This is a genomic window from Actinomycetospora soli (genome assembly GCF_021026295.1).
GTDB classification, from domain to species: Bacteria; Actinomycetota; Actinomycetes; order Mycobacteriales; family Pseudonocardiaceae; genus Actinomycetospora; species Actinomycetospora soli.
This window is the reverse complement of record NZ_JAJNDA010000001.1, coordinates 159,411-184,664: the sequence shown is the minus strand read 5'-3', so window position 1 is coordinate 184,664 and position 25,254 is coordinate 159,411. Positions and strand designations below refer to the sequence as shown.

General features: G+C 74.1%; 25 protein-coding genes. 17 read left to right on the top strand and 8 right to left on the bottom strand.

Translation table 11 applies throughout. The features are described 5' to 3' along the window. Positions 1-34 precede the first annotated feature (34 nt). Positions 35-802, top strand: coding sequence for a uracil-DNA glycosylase family protein (locus LN037_RS00925; RefSeq protein WP_230748943.1), 768 nt, complete (start codon positions 35-37; stop codon positions 800-802). On the opposite strand, the gene LN037_RS00920 is transcribed toward LN037_RS00925, so the two are convergent. From LN037_RS00920 to LN037_RS00905, 4 genes are all read right to left on the bottom strand, one after another. Then, positions 799-1,779, bottom strand: a complete 981-nt coding sequence (locus LN037_RS00920; RefSeq protein WP_230748941.1) for an FAD-dependent oxidoreductase — start codon at positions 1,777-1,779, stop codon at positions 799-801. The genes LN037_RS00925 and LN037_RS00920 overlap by 4 nt on opposite strands. A 290-nt stretch (positions 1,780-2,069) precedes the next feature. Continuing rightward, the gene (locus tag LN037_RS00915) at positions 2,070-2,243 is read right to left on the bottom strand and encodes a CsbD family protein (protein WP_230748940.1); all 174 of its coding nucleotides are present in this window, start codon (positions 2,241-2,243) and stop codon (positions 2,070-2,072) included. Between the two features lie 70 nt (positions 2,244-2,313). Continuing rightward, positions 2,314-3,420, bottom strand: coding sequence for a DNA glycosylase AlkZ-like family protein (locus tag LN037_RS00910; protein ID WP_230748938.1), 1,107 nt, complete (start codon positions 3,418-3,420; stop codon positions 2,314-2,316). Positions 3,421-3,430: 10 nt separating this feature from the next. Further along, positions 3,431-3,697 carry an acylphosphatase gene (locus LN037_RS00905; protein WP_230748937.1) on the bottom strand — a complete coding sequence of 89 codons (267 nt, stop codon included), beginning with the start codon at positions 3,695-3,697 and terminating at the stop codon, positions 3,431-3,433. 75 nt (positions 3,698-3,772) lie between these two features. Here LN037_RS00905 and LN037_RS00900 point away from each other — a divergent pair, with 75 nt between their 5' ends. Then, positions 3,773-4,444: an alpha-ketoglutarate-dependent dioxygenase AlkB gene (locus LN037_RS00900; RefSeq protein WP_230748935.1), complete on the top strand. Its 672-nt coding sequence runs from the start codon at positions 3,773-3,775 to the stop codon at positions 4,442-4,444. 9 nt (positions 4,445-4,453) lie between these two features. Here the strand turns inward: LN037_RS00900 and LN037_RS00895 are convergent, their stop codons facing one another. Then, positions 4,454-4,918 carry a nuclear transport factor 2 family protein gene (locus tag LN037_RS00895; protein ID WP_230748934.1) on the bottom strand — a complete coding sequence of 155 codons (465 nt, stop codon included), beginning with the start codon at positions 4,916-4,918 and terminating at the stop codon, positions 4,454-4,456. Between the two features lie 110 nt (positions 4,919-5,028). Between LN037_RS00895 and ruvC the strand changes: the two genes are divergently transcribed. The 9 genes from ruvC to LN037_RS00850 all read left to right on the top strand — a co-directional run bounded on the left by ruvC (position 5,029) and on the right by LN037_RS00850 (position 16,984). Continuing rightward, positions 5,029-5,601 carry a crossover junction endodeoxyribonuclease RuvC gene (ruvC, locus tag LN037_RS00890; protein WP_230748932.1) on the top strand — a complete coding sequence of 191 codons (573 nt, stop codon included), beginning with the start codon at positions 5,029-5,031 and terminating at the stop codon, positions 5,599-5,601. Positions 5,602-5,715: 114 nt separating this feature from the next. Then, positions 5,716-6,342 (top strand): Holliday junction branch migration protein RuvA, encoded by a 627-nt coding sequence (gene ruvA / locus LN037_RS00885; RefSeq protein ID WP_230748931.1) that lies wholly within the window; start codon positions 5,716-5,718, stop codon positions 6,340-6,342. Beyond that, a complete protein-coding gene (ruvB, locus tag LN037_RS00880; protein WP_230748929.1) occupies positions 6,339-7,412 on the top strand; it encodes a Holliday junction branch migration DNA helicase RuvB in 1,074 nt (357 codons plus the stop codon). The genes ruvA and ruvB overlap by 4 nt, the downstream gene beginning before the upstream one ends. A gap of 48 nt (positions 7,413-7,460) precedes the next feature. Continuing rightward, positions 7,461-7,895 carry a preprotein translocase subunit YajC gene (gene yajC, locus LN037_RS00875; RefSeq protein ID WP_230748927.1) on the top strand — a complete coding sequence of 145 codons (435 nt, stop codon included), beginning with the start codon at positions 7,461-7,463 and terminating at the stop codon, positions 7,893-7,895. Positions 7,896-8,104: 209 nt separating this feature from the next. Continuing rightward, a complete protein-coding gene (secD, locus tag LN037_RS00870) occupies positions 8,105-9,862 on the top strand; it encodes a protein translocase subunit SecD (protein WP_230748925.1) in 1,758 nt (585 codons plus the stop codon). Beyond that, a complete protein-coding gene (gene secF, locus LN037_RS00865; RefSeq protein WP_230748923.1) occupies positions 9,859-11,223 on the top strand; it encodes a protein translocase subunit SecF in 1,365 nt (454 codons plus the stop codon). Before secD ends, secF begins: the two co-directional genes overlap by 4 nt. Then, a complete protein-coding gene (locus LN037_RS00860; RefSeq protein WP_230748921.1) occupies positions 11,220-11,753 on the top strand; it encodes an adenine phosphoribosyltransferase in 534 nt (177 codons plus the stop codon). Before secF ends, LN037_RS00860 begins: the two co-directional genes overlap by 4 nt. Before the next feature lie 235 nt (positions 11,754-11,988). Continuing rightward, positions 11,989-14,409: an FUSC family protein gene (locus tag LN037_RS00855; RefSeq protein WP_230748919.1), complete on the top strand. Its 2,421-nt coding sequence runs from the start codon at positions 11,989-11,991 to the stop codon at positions 14,407-14,409. Positions 14,410-14,680: 271 nt separating this feature from the next. After that, complete coding sequence (locus tag LN037_RS00850; RefSeq protein WP_230749491.1) at positions 14,681-16,984, top strand: RelA/SpoT family protein; 2,304 nt, start codon at positions 14,681-14,683, stop codon at positions 16,982-16,984. 31 nt (positions 16,985-17,015) lie between these two features. Here LN037_RS00850 and LN037_RS33240 read toward each other — a convergent pair whose 3' ends face one another. After that, positions 17,016-17,624 carry a TetR/AcrR family transcriptional regulator gene (locus tag LN037_RS33240; protein WP_230748918.1) on the bottom strand — a complete coding sequence of 203 codons (609 nt, stop codon included), beginning with the start codon at positions 17,622-17,624 and terminating at the stop codon, positions 17,016-17,018. Between the two features lie 232 nt (positions 17,625-17,856). On the opposite strand from LN037_RS33240, the gene LN037_RS00840 reads away from it, so the two are divergent. The 4 genes from LN037_RS00840 (at position 17,857) to LN037_RS00825 (ending at position 20,893) form a co-directional block, all read left to right on the top strand. Continuing rightward, positions 17,857-18,597 carry an SDR family NAD(P)-dependent oxidoreductase gene (locus LN037_RS00840; RefSeq protein WP_230749489.1) on the top strand — a complete coding sequence of 247 codons (741 nt, stop codon included), beginning with the start codon at positions 17,857-17,859 and terminating at the stop codon, positions 18,595-18,597. Next, the gene (locus LN037_RS00835; protein WP_230748916.1) at positions 18,594-18,800 is read left to right on the top strand and encodes a hypothetical protein; all 207 of its coding nucleotides are present in this window, start codon (positions 18,594-18,596) and stop codon (positions 18,798-18,800) included. The genes LN037_RS00840 and LN037_RS00835 overlap by 4 nt, the downstream gene beginning before the upstream one ends. Next, positions 18,787-19,584, top strand: a complete 798-nt coding sequence (locus LN037_RS00830; RefSeq protein ID WP_230748914.1) for an enoyl-CoA hydratase/isomerase family protein — start codon at positions 18,787-18,789, stop codon at positions 19,582-19,584. Before LN037_RS00835 ends, LN037_RS00830 begins: the two co-directional genes overlap by 14 nt. A 79-nt stretch (positions 19,585-19,663) precedes the next feature. Further along, on the top strand, positions 19,664-20,893 hold the full coding sequence (locus LN037_RS00825; protein ID WP_230748912.1) for an acyl-CoA dehydrogenase family protein: 1,230 nt from the start codon (positions 19,664-19,666) through the stop codon (positions 20,891-20,893). Here LN037_RS00825 and LN037_RS00820 read toward each other — a convergent pair. Further along, on the bottom strand, positions 20,883-21,134 hold the full coding sequence (locus LN037_RS00820; protein WP_230748910.1) for a hypothetical protein: 252 nt from the start codon (positions 21,132-21,134) through the stop codon (positions 20,883-20,885). The genes LN037_RS00825 and LN037_RS00820 overlap by 11 nt on opposite strands. Continuing rightward, on the bottom strand, positions 21,131-22,429 hold the full coding sequence (locus tag LN037_RS00815) for an AI-2E family transporter (protein ID WP_230748908.1): 1,299 nt from the start codon (positions 22,427-22,429) through the stop codon (positions 21,131-21,133). The genes LN037_RS00820 and LN037_RS00815 overlap by 4 nt, the downstream gene beginning before the upstream one ends. Before the next feature lie 178 nt (positions 22,430-22,607). On the opposite strand from LN037_RS00815, the gene pyk reads away from it, so the two are divergent. Together pyk and LN037_RS00805 are read left to right on the top strand one after the other, a co-directional pair. After that, positions 22,608-24,026 (top strand): pyruvate kinase, encoded by a 1,419-nt coding sequence (gene pyk / locus LN037_RS00810; RefSeq protein WP_230748907.1) that lies wholly within the window; start codon positions 22,608-22,610, stop codon positions 24,024-24,026. Between the two features lie 28 nt (positions 24,027-24,054). Then, entirely contained in the window at positions 24,055-25,224 is a 1,170-nt protein-coding gene (locus LN037_RS00805) for a MalY/PatB family protein (RefSeq protein ID WP_230748905.1), read from the top strand. Positions 25,225-25,254 lie beyond the last annotated feature (30 nt).

Sequence of the window (25,254 nt, the reverse complement as noted above, 5' to 3'; positions counted from 1 at the left end):
GCCGCGCATTGTGGCGTACCCTAGGCTGGGGTGCGTGGCGCAGGACGAGCGACGGCCGGTGGCCCGGCCGGAGCGCGTGCTGTGGAACCGGCTCGCGCACCGGCGGGGCGAGCTGTTCAGCCGTGAGCTCGACCCGGAGCGCCACGCCTACTGGTGGGCGCGCCGGCACGACGGCGGCCCGGGACGGCTCAACCGCTGGGTCGACCGGCTCCGCGACACGACGCTGGAGAACATCCCCTACGTCGACCCCACCGCGGCCGCCGACGGCGCGCGGGTCCTGCTGCTCCTGCACGAACCGGCCGCCGACGCCGAGGACGGCAGCGGGTTCGTCAGCCGGTACGCCAACGACGCGGTCTCGGCCAACCTCTACCGGGCCGCGGACCGCGCGGGCCTCGAGCACGAGGTGACCCTGCACTGGCACCTCGTGCCGTGGTGGATCGCGAACCCGAACCACCACCCGCCCCGGCGGCTCACCGACGAGGTGGTGCGGGCGAAGCCGCGCCTCGGGGAGTTCCTCGACCTGCTCGGGACCCCACCCGCCGAGGTGGTCCTGCTCGGTGCGCCGGCGGCGAAGGCGTGGGATGTCCTGGCGCGACGGTCGGGCCTGCCGTGGCAGCTCACGCGCGCGACCGTGTCCCGCGCACCCCACCCGAACCCGCTGGTGCACGACCGCCTCGACCCGATCACCGGCCGCCGCAACGGCGACCGGCTGGTGGAGGTGCTGCGCCGGGCCGGGCAGCGTGCCCGGGGTGAGGTGGTCCCGCCGCCGCGGGCCGTCGGGCTCGGGCGCCGGCCCTTCTAGCTGTCCCGACCGGACGCGACCAGCTCCGCGACCGCGTGGGCCACGCCCCAGCTGACGGTCACCCCGCCGCTCGCGTGCCCGTAGGCGTGCACCACGAGGCCCTCGTCCCGCTGCTCGGTCTCGACCCGCATCGTCGGGCGGCTCGGCAGCAGCCCCGTGTCCACGCGCTGGACGCGGGCGTCGACGAGGGCCGGTTCCACCTCGCGGCAGCGCCGCAGGACGTCCGAGGCCAGTTCCCGGTCCGGGCGGTCGTCGTCGCGCCCGCTGACGCGCACGCCCCCGAGGTGGACCCGGTCGGGGTGGGGGATGATCGAGACCCAGCGGCGCTGGTCGGTGGTGTCGACCACGACCCGGGTCAGTCCCGGGTTGTCGGTCACCACGTACTGCGAGAACACGGGCCGCACCGCCGGGTCGGGCCCGAGGTCCCGGGCGCCCAGGCCGGAGGCGTTCACGACGACGGGTGCGCTCGCCAGCGGTTCCGCGAGGCTCTCCACCCTGTGTCGGCGGATCCGGCCGCCGGACGCGGTGAGCCGGTCCACCAGCCAGGGGACGTAGCGCGGCATGTCGATGCGCGGGAGGCGGTAGCGCAGTCCGGCGGGGAACCCCGCGGGCAGCTCGTCGGGACGCGCGTCGCGCAGGTCGGGGGACAGCCGGGTGAGCGGCGGCAGGTGGCCGCCGGTGTCGTGGGGCGTCAGCGTGAGGCCCTCGACGAGGGCGACGCCCGAGCCCGGGACGCGGCTCAACCCGCAGAACTCCTGCAACGACCGTTCCGCCCACGCGAGCGACGACGCCAGGGGTGCCTGGGACATCGGCGTCCACACCCCTGCGGCCCGGGCCGACGCGGTGTCCAGCGGGTCGTCGGCACTCCACACCTCGACGTCGAGCCCGGTGCCGGCGAGCACGGCGGCGGTGGTCAGGCCGACGACGCCGGCTCCCACGACGACGACCTCGGCGCGGGGCGTCGGGGCGGTCGGCACGGACGGACCGTAGCGGCGGCGCGCGTCGGGGCGGACCGGAGCCCTCCGTGGTCACCCGAACGGACCTACGAGGATCGGAGCCTGGTCCACCGGGAGTCGTCTTGCGAACGACCTGGCCGCGTGCCGTCGGTGTCGGGAAAGGGTGGCGTGGAGTTCCCGGTCGGCGCGGTCGGCGCGGTCGGCGCGGTCGGCGCGGTCGACGCGGTCGACGCGGTCGACGCCGGGAGCGGGCCCCGGACACGACGACGGCGCCCGGGCCGGGGCCGCGGGCGCCGTCGAGGTGGTGCCGATCAGGACTTGAAGGCGTCCTTGATCTTCTCGCCGGCCTGCTTGATGCTGCTCTTGCTCTGGTCGGCCTTGCCCTCGGCCTCGAGGGACTCGTTGCCGACCGCGCTGCCGGCGCTCTCCTTGACCTTGCCCTTGAGCTCCTCGCCCTTGTTCTCGGCCTTGTCGGCGCCGCTCATGGCGTCCCCTTCCGGTGATGGGCGTCGGATCGGGATCGACCCGCTCGGCCGCCGGGCTACCCGAACGCGATCACGGGGAACCGCCCTCTCCGACCGGGGAGGTCTCCGTGAGGATCCTCCGCCAGCGTTCGTGCTCCTGGGCGACGAGGTCCGGGGGCAGCGCGCCGCCGTCGAACAGCTCGGCGTCGTGCACGTCCCGGCCGGACCAGGTGCCGACCACCCGTCCCGAGCGCACGACGACGGGCGCGATCCAGCCCGCGGCACGGCTCACGCGCCCGCGGTGCTCGGGGGCGAGCACGTCGGCGGCGCGCGTCCCCGGTCCGAGCACCCACGTGTCGAAGGCGGGCAGGAAGCGCAGGTGGTCGGGCGGCGCCGGTTCGTCGGCGACGAGCTCGTCGAGGTCGACGGTGCGGGCGTAGCGGGGTTCGCCGTCGCCCGTGTCCACCGGGGTGATCGTCCCGGCGTCGACCAGGTCCGCGAACCACCGCCGCAGCGTGGGCCGGCGGGTGCCGCCGCGCAGCAGCCAGTCGTCGAACGCGGTCGGGCTCGCGGGGCCGTACACGTCGAGGTAGGCCGGGATCACGCGGGCCGCCGCCGCGTCGGGGTCGGGCAGCGTCGTCCAGGGCGGCGCGGTGAAGGTGGGGCGTCGGCCCCGGGGCGGCCCGTTCACGAGCAGTCCCTGCCATGCGAGGGGCTTGAGCACCGTGCCCCAACCCGAGCCCAGGCGGTCGGCGAGCCCGTCGGACACGTGCGGGGCGAATCCCGCGACCAGTTCCTCGCGGGTGAGCGGTCCGTCGGCGAGGAGGCCGCCGGCCAGCTCCGCGAGCCGGGCGACCTCGTCGGCGGCGGCGAACTCCCGCTGCCACGACCCCTTCTCCCAGGTGCGGGCGGCGGCGAGCAGGGCGAGCAGGTCGGGTGCCCGGGCGGTGTCGAGGACGTGGAGGGTGCCGCGCACGCTCCAGGTCCGGACCAGGGAGCCGTCGGCGAGCCCGTCGCGCACCGCCGTCACCGCCGGCCCGCGGACCGCGACCGCCTGGTCGGCAGCTGCGGTGACCTGCGCCTGGACCCCGAGCAGGCGGCCGGCGACCGCGACCGCGTCCCGCGCGGGAGCCCCGGCGAGGAAGTGGCGCCGCACGCGCCGGGCGAGGACGCGCTCGGTGCGGACCTCCGTGCTCACGGCGCGGTCCTCACCGCTGGGTGAACCCGGAGAGGCCCTCGGGCTCGTGTTCGGAGACGTCCACGCCCGTGACGTCCGCCCGCGCGGGCCCCTCGTGCGCCCAGCGGACCAGGGCCTCGACCGCCTCGTCGTCGCCCTCCACCACCATCTCCACCGTGCCGTCGGAGCGGTTGCGGACCCATCCGGCCACGCCGAGCCGCCCGGCCTCCTGCTCGGCGCTCGCGCGGAAGAAGACACCCTGCACGGTGCCGTGGACGACGAGGTGACGCGCGCTCATGGCGTGCTCCGTACCCTGCGCGTCGCGGCGTGACGCGACTTGCCCCCTGGTCGAACATGTGTTCGACTCTAGCGCATGACGGCGGTGTTCACCCCCTCCCTGTTCGACGTCCCCGGTCTCGCGTCGGGACCGTCCGCGGACGTGTCGTGGTCCGGCGCGCACCGGACGCGGCTCGACGCGCGGTCCTGGGTGGACGTCGTCCCGGGCTGGTTGCCGGGCGCCGAGGAGTGGTTCGACCGACTGGTCCGGGAGGTGCCCTGGCGGCAGCGGCGCCGCCGGATGTTCGAGCAGGAGATCGTGGAGCCGCGGCTCACGGCCGGCTGGGCGCTCGCCGACGCCCCGGAACCGTCGGCCGAGCTCGCCCCGCTGCTCGCCGACCGCTACGGCGAGGCGTTCGACCGGGTGTCCGCCAACTTCTACCGCGACGGGACGGACTCGGTGGCCTGGCACGGGGACCGGGTGCGGTTCACCCACCCGGCGCCGGTCGTGGCGATCGTGTCGCTGGGGGCGCCGCGTCGGTTCGGGCTCCGACCCCTGGTGGCCGGCGGGCGCACCCGCTGGCTCACGGTCTGCGGCGGGGACCTGCTGGTGATGGGTGGGCGCTGCCAGCACGAGTGGCAGCACACCGTGCCGAAGGAGCCCGGCGCCGGGCCCCGGATCAGCGTGACCTTCCGGCACTCCGACCCGGGCCCGGTGGCGGCGCGCACCGAGCGTGCCCGCGAGGTGCCGGCGTGGGCGCTGCGGTGAGCGCCGTCCTCACACCGGGATGTCGGACTCGTCGCCCTCCGCGCGCGGGCCGTGGATGCGGCGGTCGGACTCGTCGATGCGCAGATCGTCGATGCTCGCCTCGCGTCGGCGCATGAGGCCGTTCTCGGCGAACTCCCAGTTCTCGTTGCCGTAGCAGCGCCACCACTGCCCGTCCGCGTCCCGGCACTCGTACTGGAAGCGGACTGCGATTCGGTTCCCGCTGTACGCCCACAGCGACTTCCGCAGGGCGTAGTCCAGCTCGCGCTCCCACTTGCGCGTCAGGAACGCCACGACCTCCTCCCGCCCGCGCACCCACTCGCTGCGGTTCCGCCACACGGTGTCGACGGTGTACGCGAGCGACACCTTCTCCGCGTCGCGCGTGTTCCAGGCGTTCTCGGCGGCGCGCACCTTCGCCGCGGCACCGTCGGCGTCGAACGGCGGGAACGGCGGGCGGGCCTCCTCGGAGCTGCTCATGGCGATCACCTCACCACGTCCGGACGGCACCGGGCGCGTCACCGACCGGATCGCCGGGTGCCGGTGGGTAGCGTGCGCGGGGGACAGCGGTGCCGAGCGACGGGGGACGGATGCGGGTTCTGGGCGTCGACCCCGGCCTCACGCGGTGCGGCCTCGGAGTGGTCGAGGGCGTGCGCGGACGCGAGGTCCGCGCGATCGCCGTCGACGTCGTCCGCACCCCGCCCGACGACGAGGTGGCCGCCCGGCTGGGCGCCATCGCCGACGCGGTGGAGGGCTGGATCGACCGGCACCGGCCCGACGTCGTGGCCGTGGAGCGGGTGTTCAGCCAGCACAACGTGCGCTCGGTGATCGGCACCGCGCAGGCTGGCGGGGTGGTGGCCCTCGTCGCGGGCCGGGCCGGGCTGCCGGTCGCCTTCCACACGCCCTCGGAGGTCAAGGCCGCGGTCACCGGCTCCGGCCGGGCCGACAAGGCACAGGTGACCGCGATGGTGACCCGCGTCCTCGCCCTCGACACCCCGCCGCGCCCCGCCGACGCCGCCGACGCCCTCGCCCTCGCGGTCTGCCACTGCTGGCGGGCGCCGATGGCCGCGCGGATGGCCGAGGCGCAGGCCCGGGCGGCCGAGCTCACCCGGGTCCACGCCGCGAAGCTCGCCGCCGCGACCCGCGGTCGGACCGGTCGCTGACCTCCGTCACCCGACGGGGGCCCGGCGGGTCCCCCCGTGATCGTCGGACCCGCGCGGTAGCGTCCCGCGTCGAACAGGTGTTCGTCGGTGGTCGTGGGCGGGGAGAGGTGGACGATGATCTCGTCGGTGCGCGGTGAGGTCCTCTCGGTGGGGTTGGACCACGCCGTGGTCGAGGTCGGCGGCGTCGGGATGGCGGTCCAGGCCACGCCCACCACGCTCGCGGGGCTGCGCCGGGGGCAGAGCGCCCGGCTCGAGACCGCCCTCGTCGTGCGGGAGGACTCGCTCACCCTGTTCGGGTTCGCCGACGCCGCCGAGCGGGAGCTCTTCGGCCTGCTGCAGACCGTGACCGGCGTCGGCCCGCGCCTGGCCCTCGCCACGCTCGCGGTGCTCGACCCGGCGGCGCTCTCCCGGGCCCTTGCCGACGGGAACCTGACGACGCTGATGAGCGTGCCGGGCATCGGCCGCAAGGGCGCCGAGCGGCTCGTGGTGGAGCTGCGGGACAAGGTCGCGCCGCCCGACCCGGTCGCCGACCTGCCCACGGGCGCGGAGGACGGCGGCACCGCGTCCGTGGTCGCGTCCGGCACGATGCGCGACCAGGTCGTCGAGGCCCTCGTCGGCCTCGGGTTCGCCGCCAAGCCCGCGGAGAAGGCGGTCGACGAGACGGTCGGGGCGCTCGGCGAGTCGGCCGGTTCGTCCGCGGTGCTGCGCGCCGCCCTGCACCGCCTGGGTCCGAACCGGTGAGCGGGGACGAGCTCTCGGCCGACCTGGAGCGGGCGCTGGCCGCCACCCGCGAGGTGGGCGAGTCGGACCTGGAGAACCGCCTGCGCCCCGCGCGGCTCACCGAGTTCATCGGCCAGCCCCGGGTCCGCGAACAGCTCGACCTCGTGCTGCAGGGCGCCATGCGCCGCGGCCGCCCGCCGGACCACGTGCTGCTCTCCGGCCCGCCCGGGCTGGGCAAGACGAGCCTCGCGATGATCATCGGCACCGAGCTCGGCAGCGGCGTCCGCATCACCAGCGGGCCGGCCCTCGAGCGGGCGGGTGACCTCGCGGCGATGCTGTCGAACCTCGTCGAGGGCGACGTCCTGTTCATCGACGAGATCCACCGGATGGCGCGGCCGGCGGAGGAGATGCTCTACCTCGCCATGGAGGACTTCCGCGTCGACATCGTCGTCGGGAAGGGCCCCGGGGCCACGTCCATCCCGCTGGACGTCGCGCCCTTCACCCTCGTCGGCGCGACCACCCGCGCGGGCTCGCTGACCGGGCCGTTGCGGGACCGCTTCGGCTTCACCGGGCACATGGAGTTCTACGAGCCGTCGGACCTCGAGCTCGTGGTGCGCCGCAGCGCCCAGATCCTCGAGGTGGACCTGCAGCCCGACGGCGGGCGGGAGATCGCCCGGCGGTCGAGGGGCACGCCCCGCATCGCGAACCGGCTGCTGCGTCGCGTGCGCGACTACGCGGAGGTGCGGGCCGACGGACGGGTCACCCGCGACGTGGCCCGCGCGGCCCTCGCGGTCTACGACGTCGACGAGCTGGGCCTCGACCGGCTCGACCGGGCCGTGCTCGGCGCCCTGGTGCGCTCCTTCGGCGGCGGCCCCGTCGGGGTGTCCACGCTCGCCGTCGCGGTGGGGGAGGAGCCCGGCACCGTGGAGGAGGTCTGCGAGCCCTACCTGGTGCGCGCGGGCATGCTCGCGCGCACGCCCCGCGGGCGCGTCGCCACCCCGGCGGCGTGGCGGCACCTGGGGGAGACGCCACCCGAACCGGACGCACGGGACGAATCGGAGGAGCAGGGCCCGCCGACGCTCTTCGGCTGAGCTGGCAGACTCGGGGTCGACCGCACCGAGTACCCGCATTGGAGAGAGATGGACCTCCTCTTCCCCCTGCTGATCATCTTCATGATCGGCATGATCTTCTTCTCGAACCGTCAGCGGAAGAAGCAGCAGCAGCAGCAGGAAGACCTGCAGAACTCGATCTCGGTCGGCGACGTCGTGCTGATGACCTCCGGGATCAGCGGCACCGTGGTCGACACCGACGACGAGCGCACCATCGACCTCGAGATCGCCCCCGACGTCATCACGACGTGGCTGCGCGCCGCGGTGCGCGAGAAGCTCTCGAGCGACGCCGACGCGGTCGCCCTCGCCGACGAGGTCGAGGACGAGCCGGCCCTCGGGACCGCCGCGCCCGCCACGGCCACCGGGTCGGGCGACGCCCGCTCCGACCAGGCGTTCGCCGACCCCGCCGCCGACCCGAGCGGCAACGGCGTCCCCGCCGGCTCGAAGGAGTCGCGCAACAACTGAGACCGTCCCTAGCGGATGCCACCCGGCCGGACGTCACGGGCCGGGTGCGGTCGCTGTCGGAGGGTGGTCCTACCCTGCGGTGAGGTCCTTCGCGGGCCGCCGCGGCCCGGTGCCGCGGCGCCCGTGGGCCGGGCGTCGGTGATCGACGCCGGGCCCGCCAGCGAGGCCGACCCGAGGACTCGATCCCGCCCGACCCAGGAGTTCGCAGCGTGGCCCCTCCCACCGTCCGGTTCCGGCCCGGGCGCTACCTGGCCTTCTTCGTGGCCATCGTGGCGATCCTGTACGGCCTGGTGTTCCTCACCGGCGACGGTCGGCCCACCCCGAAGCTCGGCATCGACCTGCAGGGCGGCACGCAGGTCACGCTCACCGCGCGCACCGAGACCGGGGCCGCGCCGACGCCCGACCAGCTGAACCTCGCGCGCCAGATCATCGAGCAGCGCGTGAACGGCCTGGGCGTCTCGGGCGCGGAGGTCGTCCAGAACGGCAACAACCTCGTCATCACGGTCCCCGGCACGTCCGGCGACCAGGCCCGCAGCCTCGGGCAGACCGCGCGGCTGTACTTCCGCCCCGTCGTCAACGGACCGGTCGCGGCCACTCCGCCGGTGCAGCCCGGCCAGCCGGGTCAGGCCGGTGAGCAGGGCCAGGGCGGCCAGACCGGAGGGGCCGGTGCGGCCACGCCCGGCCAGGCGCCCGCGGGGCAGGCCGTCCAGCTGCCCGCGCAGCAGCCGACCCCGCCGCCGTCCCCCTCGCCCGGAGGCGGCACCTCCCAGGACCCGCGGCTCGCCGCGGCGATCACCCAGGCCCGGGAGACCCGGCAGAGCACCGACCCCGCCGTGCAGGCACGGGCGCTGCAGACGCTCAACTGCGCCGCGGACGACCCGCTGCGCGGGTACGACGACCCGTCGCGGCCGCTCGTCGCCTGCGACCGCGAGGGCACCGCGAAGTACGTGCTCGGCCCGTCGATCCTCTCGGGCACCGAGGTCGCCGGCGCCAACTCCGCGCCGAACCCCCAGGGCGCGGGCTACGTCATCGACGTGACGTTCAAGTCCGAGGGCGCGGGCGTCTGGGCGCAGTACACCAGCACCAACATCGGCCAGGCCGTCGCCTTCGTGCTCGACTCGGAGGTCGTCTCGGCCCCCGTCATCCAGGCGGCCCAGCCGGCGGGCACCTCGCAGGTCAGCGGCAACTTCAACCAGCAGTCCGCGCAGGACCTCGCGAACGTGCTGCGCTACGGCTCGCTCCCGCTGTCGTTCGACACCTCGGACGCCCAGACGATCTCCGCGACGCTCGGGCTCGCCTCGTTGGAGGCCGGCCTCATCGCCGGCGTCATCGGGCTGATCCTCGTGTTCGTCTACTCGCTCTTCTACTACCGCGCGCTCGGCGTGCTGACGATCCTGTCGCTGGTCCTGTCCGGGCTCATCGTCTACGCGGTGCTCGTGCTCCTCGGGCGCAGCATCGGCTTCACCCTCGACCTCGCGGGCGTCGCCGGCTTCATCGTGGCGATCGGCATCACGGCGGACTCGTTCGTCATCTTCTTCGAACGCATCAAGGACGAGATGCGCGAGGGCCGGAGCTTCCGGTCGGCCGTGCCCCGCGGCTGGACCCGCGCCCGCCGCACGATCCTGTCCGGCGACGCGGTGAGCTTCCTCGCCGCCGTCGTCCTCTACGTCCTCGCCGTCGGCCAGGTCCGCGGCTTCGCCTTCACCCTGGGCATGTCGACGATCCTCGACCTGATCGTGGTCTTCCTCGTCACGCATCCGCTGCTGGCCCTGGCCTCGAACTCGAAGCTGTTCGCGAGCCCGGCCTGGTCGGGCCTCGGCAAGGTCGCCAACCAGTCCGGCCGCTCCGGTCCTCGTCCCGGTGCCACGCCCCGGGTCGGGGCCCGCGCGGGCGGCTCCCGCGGCGGCGGCAGCCGATCGAACCGCTCCACCACGCGCAGCGGCTCCGGCCGCGGAGGTGCCCGATGACCCGCGCAGGCGGCCGCTCCGGCCGTGACGCCCGCGAACCCCGTGACTCCCGGGACGAGGAGTTCGAGGACGCCCTCCCCGAGGACGACGAGCTCGAGGCCGAGGACGCCGAGGACGCCGACGAGGCCTCCGACGACCGGGCCGAGGACGCACCGGCCGCGCGCCGGGTGCGGCGCAGCCGGCTCGACGCGCTCTACGAGGGCAACGGCGGGCTCGACATCGTCGGCCGCTCGAAGACCTGGTACGCGGTCTTCGGCGCCGTCGTCGTCGTCTGCCTGCTCTCGATGATCCTGCGCGGGTTCAACTTCTCGATCGACTTCGAGGGCGGCACCTCGGTGCAGTTCCCGGCCCGCGGCGCGACCGGGGTGGCCGAGGTCAGCCAGGTCCAGCAGGTGTTCGACCAGTCGGTCGGACGCCCGGCCGAGACCGTGCAGACCGCCGGGACCGGCGACAACGCGACGGTCATCATCAAGTCCGACCGGCTGTCCCAGGCCGAGGTCGTCGCGCTGCGGCAGGCGCTGTTCGACACGTTCCAGCCCCTGGACGCGGCCGGGGCCCCCGACCAGAACGCGGTCAGCGACAGCGCGGTGAGCGCGAGCTGGGGCGGGGAGATCACGCGGCAGGCGCTGATCGCGCTCGTCGTGTTCCTCGTGCTGGTGTCGGTCTACCTGGCGTTCTACTTCGAGCGGCGGATGGCGTTCGCCGCCATGGTGGCGCTCGCGAACGACATCATCATCACGGCCGGCGTCTACTCGCTGGTCGGGTTCGAGGTCTCGCCCGCGACCGTCATCGGTCTCCTGACGATCCTCGGGTTCTCGCTGTACGACACGGTGGTCGTGTTCGACAAGGTCCGCGAGAACACCCGCGGTCTGCAGAGCCTGACCCGGCGCACCTACGCCGAGGCGGCCAACCTCGCCGTCAACCAGACCCTGATGCGGTCGCTGAACACGTCGTTGATCGCGGCGCTGCCGCTGATCGGGCTCTTCGTGGTCGGCGTCGTGCTGCTCGGCGTCGGTGTGCTCGGCGACCTCGCGCTCGTCCAGCTGGTCGGCACCATCGTCGGTGCGGCGTCGTCGGTGCTCCTCGCGACGCCGATCGTCGTCGACCTCGCGATGCGCGACCGCGTCTGGATCCAGCAGGCGCAGCGGGTGCAGGCACGCCGGGAGAAGAACGCCCGGCGCGCCGGGACCACCGACGCCCCGCGCGGGGAGAACACCGACGTGATCGACACCCGCGCCGTCGCGGCCGCGGGTGCGGGCGCGCCGTCGCGTCCGGTCACCGACGGTCGGGCGTCGGCGCCGCGTCCGGGAGCCCGTCCGGCGGGCAAGTCGGGTCGCCCGAGCGGCAAGCGTCGCCGGTGAGCCCGACGACCGACCGCGGGACCGTCGAGCAGCTGCTGCGGGCGGTCCCCGACTTCCCCGAGCCGGGCATCCGGTTCTGGGACCTCACCCCGGTGCTGGCCGACGCGGCCGGGCTGGCCGCCACCACCCGGCTGCTCAGCGAGCCCGTGACCTCGACCGGCGTCGACGTCGTCGTCGGGATCGAGGCGCGCGGGTTCCTGCTCGGCGCCGCGGTCGCGCAGGCGCTCGGCCTCGGGATCGTCCCCGTGCGCAAGCACGGCAAGCTCCCCGCGGTCGCCGCGTCCCGGTCGTACGACCTGGAGTACGGGTCGGCGACCCTCGAGCTGCCCGCCGGGGTCCTCGCGCCCGGCACCCGGGCCCTGCTCGTCGACGACGTCCTCGCCACGGGCGGCACGGCCGCCGCCGCGAGCGAGCTGGTCGAGAGCTGTGGGGCCCGGGTCGTCGCCCTGTCGGTCGTGCTCGAGCTCCCGGCCCTGTCCGGCCGCGCTCGGGTCGGCGACCGTCCGGTGCACGCCGTCCTCGAGCGCTGACACGCAGGCGGGCCTGAGTTCGCACCCGCGAGCACCTGCCCGCGAGAGTGACGTGGGGCAGGTTCCGGGGCCGTCCGGCCTGCCTGGTGTGCACCTCGGACGGGAGAGCGGCACGTCGCGAGGAACTGCCGGACGTCCTAGGGGATTGACCACATCCGGTCCGGGAACTCCCCGTCCGGCCCCACAGATTGGTTCGCCCAGCTAACATTCTTGGCGGCCGACTCGAGGGAGGGCGATGACGATCCAGGCGACCGGGCGCCGCGCGGACACCGGGGACGGGCCGGAGGAGCCCCGCACCCCCACGGATCCCACGATCCGTGACTCGACCCCGGACGGCGGGTCGACCCACACCACGACCGACACGACCCCCCGCGTCCGGCTGCGCGACCGCCTCGTCGCCTCCGACCCGGGTCACGTCCGGCTCGCGCTCGCCACCCGCGCGGCCGCGTCGCTGGCGCTCGCCCTCGCGGTGTCGGCGCTCCTGGCCCGGGCCCTCGGGCTCGCCGGGACGCAGGCGGTGATCGTCATCGTGCTCGGCGCGGTCCTCACGATGATCACGACCTTCACGGCGTCCGACCCGACGCCGGCCGGCCGCGCGCTCACCCAGGTGAGCCTGCCGCTGGCGATGCTCGCCGGGATCACGCTGAGCACGCTGGTCGACAAGCACCGGCTGCTCTCGCTCGCGCTGTTCGTCGTCGTGATGTTCGTGGTCGTGTGGGTCCGGCGGTTCGGACCGCGGGCCTTCGCCTGCGGCATGGTCGCGTGGATGGGCTACTTCATCGCCCTGTTCCTGCAGCTGTCGTTCGCGCAGCTCCCGGTCGTGCTCCTGGCCGTCGCGACGACGACGGTGCTGCTCCTGGTGCTCGCGCTCGTGATCGCCCCGCAGTGGCCCGCGCGGCGGCTGCGCCGCATGGTCGACTCCTTCGCCGCGCGCACCCGCGTCGCCCTCGCCGAGCACCGCGACCCGGACCTGCGCCCCCTCTGGCGCCGCGCCGACGAGACCGCCCGCGACCGCGCCGTGCTGCGCGTCAACGAGGCCGCCGTGCTCGTCGACGGCCAGCTCGCCATCCCGGGTGCCCTGGCCGACGCAGCCCGGGCGGCCGACGTGCGCGCCGCGGTCATCCGGGTCGAGGCCGCCCTCGCGCGGGCCCTCGACGACCCGGACGGCGATCCCGCCGGCGACTCCGAGGCCGACCGCGCCGTCACCGAGGCGCTGGCCGACCTCGACGCCGTGCTCGACGACGACCGCGCCGGACGTCCCCGCACCGGCGACCGGTCGGACGAGACCCCGTTCGAGCCCGCCGCGGACCTGTTCGCGGGCTTCCTGCCCGGCAGCGCCGCCACCGTGGGCCCGATGGTCGCCCCGGACGACACGTCCGACCGGGCCGGCGGGATGCTGCTCACGACCCGCCAGGCCTGGCAGATCGCCCTCGCGGGCGCCCTGTCGATCGCCCTCGGCGACGCGTTGTCCGGCCAGCGCTGGTACTGGGCCGTCCTCGCCTGCTTCCTGGCCTTCACCGGCACCGCCACCGCCGCGGAGACCATCCGCAAGGCGGTGCAGCGCACCGTCGGCACGGTGGTGGGCGTCGTGGTGGCCCTCGTCGTGGTGCCGTGGCTCGGCTCGTCGACCGCGGTCTCGCTCACCGTGATCCTCGTGGCGATCTTCGTCGGCTTCTACCTGTTCCGCGTCTCGTACACGTCCCTGGCGTTCGCGGTGACCCTGATCGTCGCCGAGCTCTACGAACTGCTCGGCACCTACTCCAGCGGCCTGCTCGCCCTGCGCGTCGGCGAGACCGCGCTCGGGGCGATCGTCGGGGGCGTCGTCGCGGTCTCCTTCCTGCCGATCACCGCGGTGCGCGCCGAGCGGGCCGCCCGCGCCCGGCTCGCCGAGGAGCTCCGCGCGGCGGCCACCGACGTGGCCGCCGTGGTGCGCGGGGAGACGGGCCGGGACCTGCACGCCCGCGCGCGGGCCCTGGACGCCGCCGTGCACCAGCTCGCCCTCATCGGGGTGCCGCTCTCGCTGCGGATCGCGCCCGGCGGCGCCCGCCGCCGCCCGACGATCGCCCGCCGCCTCGCCACGTGGGTGCGCTGCGCGGTGCGGGTCCGCGCCCTGGTCGAGGCCGCCCGGCAGCTCGAGCGCACCCGACGCTCGGATCCCGCGCTGCGCCACGAGCGCGTCGGCGCCGCCACCCGCGCCGTGCAGGGGCTCGTCGACGCCCTCGCCGAGGGGCGCGGCCCGGGCGAGCACCGGCACCGCGTCTGGGACGACGCCCCGGACGACGTGCTCACCGAGCTCTCCGCCCTCCACGGCGCCCTCGTCGCGCTCCACGAGATCGACCCGGACGCCGGCGGGGACGACCGCGAGGTGCCCGACGGCACCGGGCCGACCCGACCCGCCGTCGGGACCGGGCTGCGCGGACGCGTGCACGACGAGACCGGGGCCGGCGTCGCGGGCGTCGTCACGGTGGTCGACCCGCACGGGGCGCAGCGGGGCCGCGTCACCACCGCACCCGACGGGAGCTTCGCCCTCGACCTCCCCGACGACGGGTGGTGGCAGCTGGTCGTCGCGGCCGACGGTCACGCGCCGTACGTCGGGCGGGTCGCGGGCGGGACGCACGACGTCGTGCTGCGCCCGTCCCGCGCCCTCCGCCGCTGAGCGACCGCTCACCGGACCGGCGGACCGGCCGGGCACGGGCCGTCGTCCCCAGGTGACCGGACGGCGACGCCGCCGGACAGCGTGCCCGCTCCTGACCTAGGCTGGACTGATCCCGGTGGACGACGACGTTCTCCGGGGTGAGCAGGGGGTCGCACCAGCGGAGGTGACCGTGAGCCAGGACCTGGGGCCGGTCGAGACGGTCACGCCCGAGTCGTCCGACGCGGCGACGGAGCCGACGGTCGGGTCGACGGAGCCGCGCGAGGCCCGCCGTCTGGAGCCGGTCGGCGGCACCACCACCGGGCGCCCGCGCTCGGCGACCCGCCGCGTCCGCGCGCGCATCGCCCGCCGCATCACCGCGCAGCGCACCGGGCCGGTGAAGCCGGTCCTGGAGCCGCTCGCGACGGTCCACCGCGAGCTGCACCCGAGCGCCGACCTCGCGATCCTGCAGCGGGCGTACGACACCGCGGAGGCCTTCCACGAGGGCCAGATGCGCAAGTCGGGCGACCCGTACATCACCCACCCGCTCGCCGTCGCGACGATCCTCGCCGAGCTCGGCATGGACACGACGACGCTGACGGCGGCGCTGCTGCACGACACCGTCGAGGACACCGACTACTCCCTCGAGCGCCTCGCGGCGGACTTCGGCGCCGAGGTCGCCCACCTCGTCGACGGCGTGACGAAGCTCGACAAGGTCCAGCTCGGGGCGGCGGCCGAGGCGGAGACGATCCGCAAGATGGTCGTCGCGATGGCGCGCGACCCGCGGGTGCTCGTCATCAAGCTGTCCGACCGGCTGCACAACATGCGCACGATGCGCTTCCTCAAGCCGGAGAAGCAGGCGAAGAAGGCGCGCGAGACCCTCGAGGTGCTCGCCCCGCTGGCCCACCGGCTCGGGATGTCGACGGTCAAGTGGGAGCTCGAGGACCTCGCGTTCGCGATCCTGCACCCCAAGCGCTACGACGAGATCGTCCGCCTGGTGGCCGACCGCGCGCCGAGCCGCGACACCTACCTGCGCACGGTGATCGACGAGGTGTCCGGCCAGCTCGAGGCCGCGCGGGTGAAGGCCGAGGTGCTCGGCCGCCCGAAGCACTACTACTCGATCTACCAGAAGATGATCGTCAAGGGTAAGGACTTCGACGACATCCACGACCTGGTGGGCGTGCGCATCCTCGTCGAGGACGTGCGCGACTGCTACGCCGCGATGGGCATGGTCCACGCCCTGTGGCAGCCGATGCCGGGCCGGTTCAAGGACTACATCGCCCAGCCCCGCTTCGGGGTCTACCAGTCGCTGCACACCACGGTGATCGGGCCGGACGGGCAGCCCCTCGAGGTGCAGATCCGCACCCACGAGATGCACCGCACCGCCGAGTACGGCATCGCGGCGCACTGGCGCTACAAGGAGACGAAGGGGTCGCACAACACCGGCGGCCTCGAGCTCGACGAGATGGCGTGGATGCGCCAGCTCCTCGACTGGCAGCGGGAGGCGGCCGACCCGGGCGAGTTCCTGGAGTCGCTGCGCTACGACCTCGCCACCCGCGAGATCTTCGTGTTCACGCCGAAGGGCGACGTGATCACGCTGCCCGCCGGCTCGACGCCGGTGGACTTCGCGTACGCGGTGCACACCGAGGTCGGCAACAAGTGCATCGGGTCGCGGGTCAACGGCCGCCTGGTCGCGCTCGAGCGGCAGCTCGAGAACGGCGAGGTCGTCGAGATCTTCACCTCGAAGGCCGAGAGCGCCGGGCCGTCGAAGGACTGGACCGGCTTCGTCGCCTCGCCGCGCGCGAAGCAGAAGATCAAGCAGTGGTTCGCCAAGGAGCGGCGCGAGGAGGCGATCGAGGAGGGCAAGGACTCGATCACCCGCGAGGCGCGCCGCACCGGCCTGCCGCTGCAGCGCCTCGTCTCGGCGGACTCGATGGGGGCGCTGGCCCGCGAGCTGCGCTACGCCGACGTCACCGCGCTGTACGCGGCGGTGGGGGAGCACCACGTCTCCGCCCGCCACGTCGTGCAGCGCCTGGTCGCCCTGCTCGGCGGCGTCGAGCAGAACGAGGACGAGCTCGCCGAACGCGCGACGCCGTCGACGGTCCAGCGGCGCCGCGGCACCGGCGACGTCGGCGTGGTGGTCAACGGCGTCGACTCCGACGACGAGTCCACCTCCGACCTGTGGATCAAGCTCGCGCGCTGCTGCACGCCCGTGCCCGGCGACGACATCCTGGGTTTCGTCACCCGCGGCGGCGGGGTGTCGGTGCACCGCACGGACTGCACCAACGCCGACGACCTCCGCTCGGAGCCGGAGCGGCTGGTCGACGTCAGCTGGGCCTCGTCGTCGACGGCGGTCTTCCTCGTGGCGATCCAGGTGGAGGCCCTCGACCGGCACCGCCTGCTCTCCGACATCACGAAGGCGCTGGCCGACGAGAAGGTCAACATCCTGTCCGCGTCGGTGACGACGAGCCGCGACCGGGTCGCCGTGAGCCGGTTCAGCTTCGAGATGGGCGACCCGAAGCACCTCGGGCACGTCCTGCGGGTGGTCCGCAACGTCGAGGGCGTCTACGACGTCTACCGGATGACCTCGGCGAGCTGAGGTGGCTTCGCCTCGTGAGCAGAAAGGGTCGCTATAGCGACCCTTTCTGCTCACCGGCAAGCTTGCACAGCACCGCGGCCAGGTCGTCGATCGCCCGCTCCTGCGCCTCCGCGGCGAGGTGCGAGCACCACAGCGGGGCCTGGCTCATCGTCGCGTGCATGGCCTGCAGGGTGGCGTCGACCGAGACGACCGCGAAGTCGCCCGCCGCCACACCCGCGGTGATCTCCCGGCGGAACACCAGGTCGTGGCGCCGCCGCAGCTCCCGGATGCGGTCGCGGAGCGCGGTCGGCCAGGAGTCGGGGACCAGGAACAGCCGCAGGGCCGCCGGGTACTCGTGCACCGCGATCGCGATGTGCTCGCGGAGCAGGGCCCGCAGCCGTTCGGGGCGCGGCACGTCCGCGAGCGTGCGCGCGAGCGCCTCGAGCCGCTCCGTCCAGTCGGTCCCGAGCGTCTCGATCGCCGCCGTCGCCAGCTCGTCCTTCCCGGCGAAGTAGTAGTAGAGCGAGCCCTTCGTGACGTCGAGGCGCTCGGCGACCTCCTCGAGCGACGTCGCCTCGTAGCCGCGCTCCCCGAACACCTCGGCCGCGACCGCCACGATGCGCCGCACGCGCTCGTCGCGCTTGCGCTGGACCCGGTTCACGCCGGTGAGCCTAACCGGAGAGACAAGTCTTGACTCTCAGGTCGAACTTCGGCACGTTCGTCAGCGCCACGACGGAGGCCGACGATGGACCTCCCGACCCGAGCTGCCCTTCGACCAGCGCATGCGCGACGTCCTCGGTCTGCAGATCGGCGACGGCACCGCCCAGACCATCGAGCTCGCCCTCGCCCGGAAGCGCGTCGGCCGAGCACTCGCACCCCAGGGAGGACCCACGATGGGACGGCACGACGGGAACGTCGCGATCGTGACCGGCGCCGGGCGCGGCATCGGCCGGGCGATCGCGGAGACGTTGGCGGCCGAGGGCGCCACGGTGGTGGCGACCGACGTCGACGAGGGCACGGCGAAGGACACGGCGGCCGTCGTCGGAGGCCTCGGCGTCGCGGCCGACGTCAGCGACCGGGCGTCGGTGGACGCGCTGGTGGCGCAGGTGCTCGAGCAGCACGGCCGGATCGACGTGCTGGTCAACAACGCGGGCTTCGACGTCGTCGGGCCGTTCGTCGACTCCGACCCCGACCAGTGGGGCCGCATCATCGGGATCAACCTCGTCGGTGTCCTCAACACCTGCCACGCGGCGCTGCCGACCATGATCGCGCAGCGGCGCGGCTCGATCATCAACCTGGGCTCGGACGCCGGGCGGGTCGGGTCGTCCGGGGAGGCGGTGTACTCCGCGGCGAAGGGCGGGATCATCGCGTTCACCAAGACGATCGCCCGCGAGACGGCCCGCCACCAGGTGCGCGCCAACTGCGTCTGTCCGGGCCCGACCGACACCGCGCTGTTCGCCTCCGTCGTCGAGGGCAACGACCGGCTGCGCGACGCGCTGGTCAAGGCCATCCCGATGCGCCGGCTCGCCCAGCCCACCGACCTCGCGCCGATGGTCTCGTTCCTGGCCTCCGACGAGGCCGGCTTCGTCACCGGGCAGACGGTGAGCGTCAGCGGCGGGATGACGATGTCATGAGCGACACCGACGACCCGACCGCCCACCGGCGCTCGGTCGAGCACTCCTTCGCCGGGCTCGCCGCGGGGGTCGCGGCGGCCGACGCGCTGCCGGTGATCGCGACGGGGAAGAAGATTCACGACCGGGCGACCGCACAGGCGGTCGACGACGTCGCGGCGGGTCGGTTCACCGACGTGCGAGGAGGCACGGATGTCCTTCGATAGCTACCAGCAGCTGCTGTTCGAACGCCGCGACCACGGCGTCCTGCTCATCACGATCAACAACCCGGACAAGTACAACGCCACCGACGAGGTGCTCCACGGCGAGCTCGCGCGGGTGTGGCGCGAGGTGGACGCGGACCCGGAGGTGCGGGTCGCGGTGGTGACCGGGGCCGGCAGGGCGTTCTCCGCGGGCGGCGACCTGGCGATGGTGGAGCGGATGGCGGGCGACCACGCGCGGGTCTCGCACATGCTCAAGGAGATGTCCGAGCTGGTCTACAACATCATCGACTGCGAGAAGCCGATCGTCTCGGCGATCAACGGCGTCGCGGTCGGCGCGGGCGTGGTGGTGGCGCTGCTGGCGGACGTCGCGATCGCGGCCGAGGACGCCAAGCTCGGGGACGGCCACGTCAAGCTCGGCGTCTCCGCCGGCGACCACGCGGCGATCATCTGGCCGCTGCTGGCCGGGATGGCCAAGGCACGCTACTACCTGCTGACCGGCGAGATGGTCACCGGCGCGGAGGCGGAGAAGCTGGGCATGGTGGCGAAGGCGCTGCCGCGCGAGCAGGTGCTCGACGAGGCGCTGCGGGTCGCGGACGTGCTGGCGACGGGCTCGCAGCAGGCGATCCGGCTGACGAAGAAGTCGTTGAACAACTGGCTGCGGGCGATGGGTCCGACCTTCGACCAGTCGGCGGCCTACGAGATGCTCTGCTTCCTCGGTCCGGACGTGCACGAGGGCGTGGCGGCGCTGCGGGAGAAGCGCGCACCGGTGTGGCCGTCGGCCACCTGACCGCACCTGAGGGGGAGACCGGTGCCCCCTTCGGTCCGATCCGTGGGACCGGCCCCGAGGGCTCTGCTATCCAGCGTCCATGACCTCTCCCGCCGTGCCGCGCACCCAGGAGCGCATGATTCACGACGTCTGGCTGCCGGACGAGACCGTCGACCTGCGGGCCCGCGCGCGGGTCGCCGTGGAGAAGCACCTGGCGCCGGTGGCGCGCGAGATCGGGGCGCGGGAGGAGTCCCGCGACTCGTTCCCGTGGGAGGCGTTCCGGGGCCTCGCGGGGGAGGGGCTGTTCGCGGTCCCGTTCGCCGAGCCGTTCGGGCCGGGGCTGGAGTTCCCGATGCTCGCGACGTGCACGGTGACCGAGGAGATCGCCTACCACTCCTCGTCGATGGCGGGGGTCTACGACGGGCAGTGCCTGCTGGTCCCGCAGACCCTCGCGCACGCCTCGAGCGAGCTGCGGGAGCAGCTGATCCCGCAGCTGACCTCGGGCGAGACGTCGTTCTCGTTCGCGACCACGGAGCCCGACACCAGCTCGGACCTGACCGCGGAGCGCATGTCGACGGTCGCGACCCGGGTCGACGGCGGCTTCACGGTGACCGGCCGCAAGCGGTGGATCACCAACAGCGTCGTCGCGGGCTGGGTGTCGGTGCTGGTGCGCGCGGAGGACACCGACCGGGCCGCGATGCTGCTGGTCGACCTGCGCTCGCCCGGGGTCCGGATCGGCGAGCCGGACCTGAAGATGGGCCACCGCGGACAGATCACCGCGGACATCGTGTTCGACGACGTGCACGTGCCGGCGGCCAACCTGCTCGGGGAGTGGGGCAACGGCCTCGGCGTCGCGCTGGGGTCGCTGGTGCGCGGCCGGATCGGGATCGGCGCCGCCGGGGTCGGGGTGGCGCAGGCGGCGCTGGACCTGGCGGTGGAGCGGCTGCGCACGCGGCACGCGTTCGGCGGCCCGCTCGGGGCGATGCAGCACTGGCAGTTCACCATGGCCCGCCGCGCCACCGAGATCGAGAGCGCCCGGACGCTCTACCAGAAGGCGGCGACGCTGCTCGACCGCGGCGACCGGACCGCGATGCCCGAGGCCGCGATGGCCAAGGAGGCCGGCACCCGGCTGGCCAACGACATCGTGCGCGAGGCCATCCAGATCCACGGCGTCGTCGGGTTCGCCCGGCAGGTCTCGGAGTCGGGGGAGTCGGTGCGCCTCGAGGAGATGTACCGCGACGCGAAGATCCTCGAGATCTTCGAGGGCGCCAACGAGCTGCAGAACTGGATCATCGCCCGGCAGCTCATCGGGCGGGACGTCACGGGGTAGGTGACCCCAGGCCGCACTCCGGGCACGGGGTCGCCTTCACCATCGCGTCGGCGGTCGCGAACTCGTGGGGGAAGTCGGCCCGCGGCAGGCCGCACACGGTGGCGGTGGCGTCCGCGTCCGCGAGGAGGTGGACGTCGCCGGAGGGCCGACGGAACAGGTCGGGCTTCCCGGCGTAGACCCGGCCGGGCCGCAGCCCGGGGTAGTCGCTCCAGGTGAACCGCGAGGCCACGACCAAGGTCATGACCGGGAGCCTAGGGCGGGCTCCTCCTCGGGGACCACGTTCACGGCCGGATCCGCGCCGAACTCCGGGCGGGCGCTGCGCGGGTCGAGCGGGTTGACCGTCGCCGGGTCGACGTCGGCGTCGGAGCGCCGGGTCAGCGAGCGGACGCCGTTGTCGATCACGGTCACCAGCGGCACGGCGAGCAGCGCCCCCGGGATGCCGGCGACGACGAGCCCGCACGCGATCGGCAGCACGACCGCCAGCGGGTGCAGCTTGATCGACTTGCCGAGGAACAGCGGCTGCAGGATGTAGCCCTCGAGGTTCTGCACCGCGAGCAGGAGCAGGACGACGAGCAGCGCGTCGGTGATGCCGCCGCTGACGAGGGCGACCAGCGCCGCGACGGCCCCGGAGACCACGGCACCGAGGGTGGGCACGAACGCGCCGAAGAAGATCAGCGCGGCCAGCGGCACGGCCAGCGGGACGCCGATGAGCCACAGCCCGATGCCCGCCGTCACCGCGTCGATGAACGCCACGACGATGATCGCCCGGGTGTAGCCGACCAGGGAGGCGAACGCGCGCCGGCCGGCGACGTCGGCGCGGTTGCGCACCGCCCGCGGGACCCCGCGGAGCAGGAAACGCCAGATCAACCCGCCGTCGTGGATGAGGAAGATCAGGGTGAACAGGGCGAGCAGGCCCTCGGTGAACAGCTCGCCGACGGTGCCGACGGCCCCGAGCGCACTGGCCGCGATCGTGGCCTGGCTCTGCTGGATGCTGCTCAGGATCTGGTCACCGAGCTGGGCGAACTGCTGGTTGTTCAGCCCGAGCGGGCCGGTGCGCACCCAGTTCTGGATCTCGGCGAGGCTGCCGGTGAAGGCGCTGGTCAGCTCGGGCAGCCCGGAGATGAACGCGTAGACCACGCCGGTGAACACGCCCCCGACGACGGCGAGCCCCGCGATGATGACGATCGCGGTGGCCACGGCGTGCGGGAGCCACCGGATCCGCGAGCTCATCAGGTGCGCCTCGGGTGCGAGCAGCGAGGCCAGGATGAGCGCGAGCACCACGGGGATGAGGACGACCGACAGCGTGCTCGCCACGTAGATCAGGCAGGCCACGGCGGCCGCGATGAGCACCACCCGCCAGGCGAGCCCGGCGGCGACGTCGAGACCGTGCGGGATCGTCCAGCGCTGCCGCGCCGGCTTCACGGGCCCGGGCGCCACGTCCGGCGCGGCCGTCGTGGCCCGACCGGCAGCCGGATCCGTGAGCCGGTCACCCACCACTTCGGGGGCGCCGGGCTCGGAACCGCGCTGCGCCGTCACGGGCGTCACGGTAGACCTGCGCTGGTCGCGGGGCCGGACGACCGTGCGGACGACGTTCCGGGCGGGTTCGCCCGCCGTCCACGTCGGCGACGGACGACGGCCGCCGGGCGACCCGTCGTCGGGAAAGCTCGGTGTCCTGGCCTACTGGATCGGTGCAGAGCGGCGTAGGCTGACCCCCGTGAGCCGTCGCGCGAAGATCGTCTGCACGCTGGGCCCGTCGACGTCGTCCCCGGAGCGGATCCGCGCCCTCGTCCGGGCCGGGATGGACGTCGCGCGGCTCAACTTCTCCCACGGTGAGCACGCGCAGCACGCGGAGGTCTACCGCCGCGTGCGCGAGGCCGCCGACGCCGAGGGGCGCGCGGTCGGCATCCTGGCCGACCTGCAGGGCCCGAAGATCCGGCTCGGCCGCTTCACCGACGGGCCCCAGACGTGGGCCACCGGCGAGACCGTCCGGATCACCACCGAGGACGTCGCCGGCACGCACGACCGCGTGTCCACCACCTACAAGGGCCTCGCGGACGACGTGCGCCCCGGCGAGGCGCTGCTGATCGACGACGGCAACGTCTCGGTCGAGGTGACCGCCGTCGAGGGTCGCGACGTGGTCTGCCGGGTCGTCGAGGGCGGGCGGGTCTCGGACAACAAGGGCATCTCGCTGCCGGGCACCGTGGTATCGGTCCCGGCCATGAGCGAGAAGGACGAGGCCGACCTGCGCTTCGCCCTCGGCCTGCGCGTCGACATGATCGCGCTGTCGTTCGTGCGCTCACCTGCCGACGCCGAGCTCGTGCACAAGATCATGGACGAGTACGAGTGCCGCCTGCCCGTGATCGCGAAGCTGGAGAAGCCCGAGGCGGTCGACGCGCTCGAGGCGATCGTGCTCGCGTTCGACGCGGTGATGGTCGCGCGCGGCGACCTCGGCGTGGAGCTCGCGCTCGAGGACGTCCCGCTGGTGCAGAAGCGCGCCGTGCAGATCGCGCGCGAGAACGCCAAGCCGGTGATCGTCGCGACGCAGATGCTCGAGTCGATGATCCACAACTTCCGCCCGACCCGCGCCGAGGCGAGCGACGTCGCGAACGCCGTCCTCGACGGTGCGGACGCGGTGATGCTGTCCGGCGAGACCTCGGTCGGCGACTACCCGATCGAGACGGTGCAGACGATGTCGCGCATCGTCGAGGCGGTCGAGTCCGGGCCGGCGTCGGTCCCGGCGATCCAGCACGTGCCGCGCACCCAGCGGGGCGTGGTGACGACCGCGGCCCGCGACATCGGCGAGCGCCTCAACGCCCGCGCGCTCGTCGCCTTCACGCGCTCCGGCGACACCGTGCGCCGCCTCGCCCGGCTGCACACCCGCCTGCCCGTGCTCGCCTTCACCCCGGTGCCGGCGATCCGCTCGCAGCTGTCCCTGTCCTGGGGCGTCGAGACCTTCCTCGTGCCGTGGGAGGAGACCACCGACGCGATGATCGCCCGCGTCGACGCCTCCATCCTGCAGATCGGCCGCTTCGCGCCGGGCGAGCTCGTCGTCATCGTCGCCGGCTCGCCGCCCGGGCAGGCCGGCAAGACCAACCTGATCCGCGTGCACCGGCTGGGGGAGGACACGCACTAGGTCCCCCGGCATGGGCGATCATGGAGCGATGGCGCACCGGTTCGACGCCCTGACCGCCGACGTGATGCGGGCGGGCGGCACGTGGAAGTGGTCGGGCCAGGGCGTGGCCGGCGGCACCGACCGTCACGGCCGCGGGTTGATCGGCGCGTTCGTCGCCGAGATGGATTTCCCGACGGCGGGCCCGGTCGCCGACGCGGTCCGCGCGAGCGTCGACGCCTCCCGCGTCGGCTACCTCGCCGACGCGTGGGTCGCCGACATGGCGGCGGCGTGCTCGGCGTTCTGGACCGACCGCTTCGGCTGGACGGTCGACCCGGCGCGGATCCGGCCGGTACCCGACGTCATGACCGCGCTCGTGGCGACCATCGAGCACTTCACCCCGCCCGGCAGCCCGGTCCTGCTGCCGATGCCCGCGTACATGCCGTTCCTGACGGTGCCGGGGCGGCTCGGGCGCGAGATGGTGCCGGTACCGATGACCACCGACCCGTTCGCGCTCGACCTCGAGGCGCTGGACGCGGCGTTCACCTCGTCGGGGTCGCGGTTGCTCGTGCTGACCAACCCGCACAACCCGACCGGGCGCTTGTTCACCGCCGAGGAGCTGGCGGGCGTGGCGGAGGTCGTGGAGCGGCACGGCGCGCGGGTGTTCGCGGACGAGATCCACGCCCCGCTGACCTTCGACGGACGGGCCCACGTGCCGTACGCGTCGCTGTCGGACGTGACCGCCGCACACGCGATCACCGCGACCTCGGCGTCGAAGGCGTGGAACCTCCCGGGCCTCAAGTGCGGCCAGGTGATCCTCTCGAACAGCGACGACGCGGCGACCTGGGCCGAGCACGGCTACCTCGCCGAGCACAGCACCGCGACGCCCGGGGTGCTGGCCACGACGGCCGCCTACACCCACGGCCGCCCGTGGCTCGACGACGTCCTGTCCTACCTCGACGGCAACCGCGCCCTGCTGCGCGAGGCGTCCCTGCCCGGGGTCGACGCGGTGGTCCCGGAGGGCACCTACCTCGCGTGGCTCGACGCGTCCGGGCTCGGGCTCGACGAGCCGGCGTCGGCGTTCTTCGCGCGGGAGGCGGGGGTCGTCATGACCGACGGCGCACTCTGCGGCGGACCGGGCGGCATGCGGCTGACCCTGGCGACGGCCCGCCCGGTCCTGGCCGAGGCGCTGGAGCGGATGGCGGCGGCCCTGCCTTCGTGATGCAAGCAATGCGTCACTGCTTGCACCCAG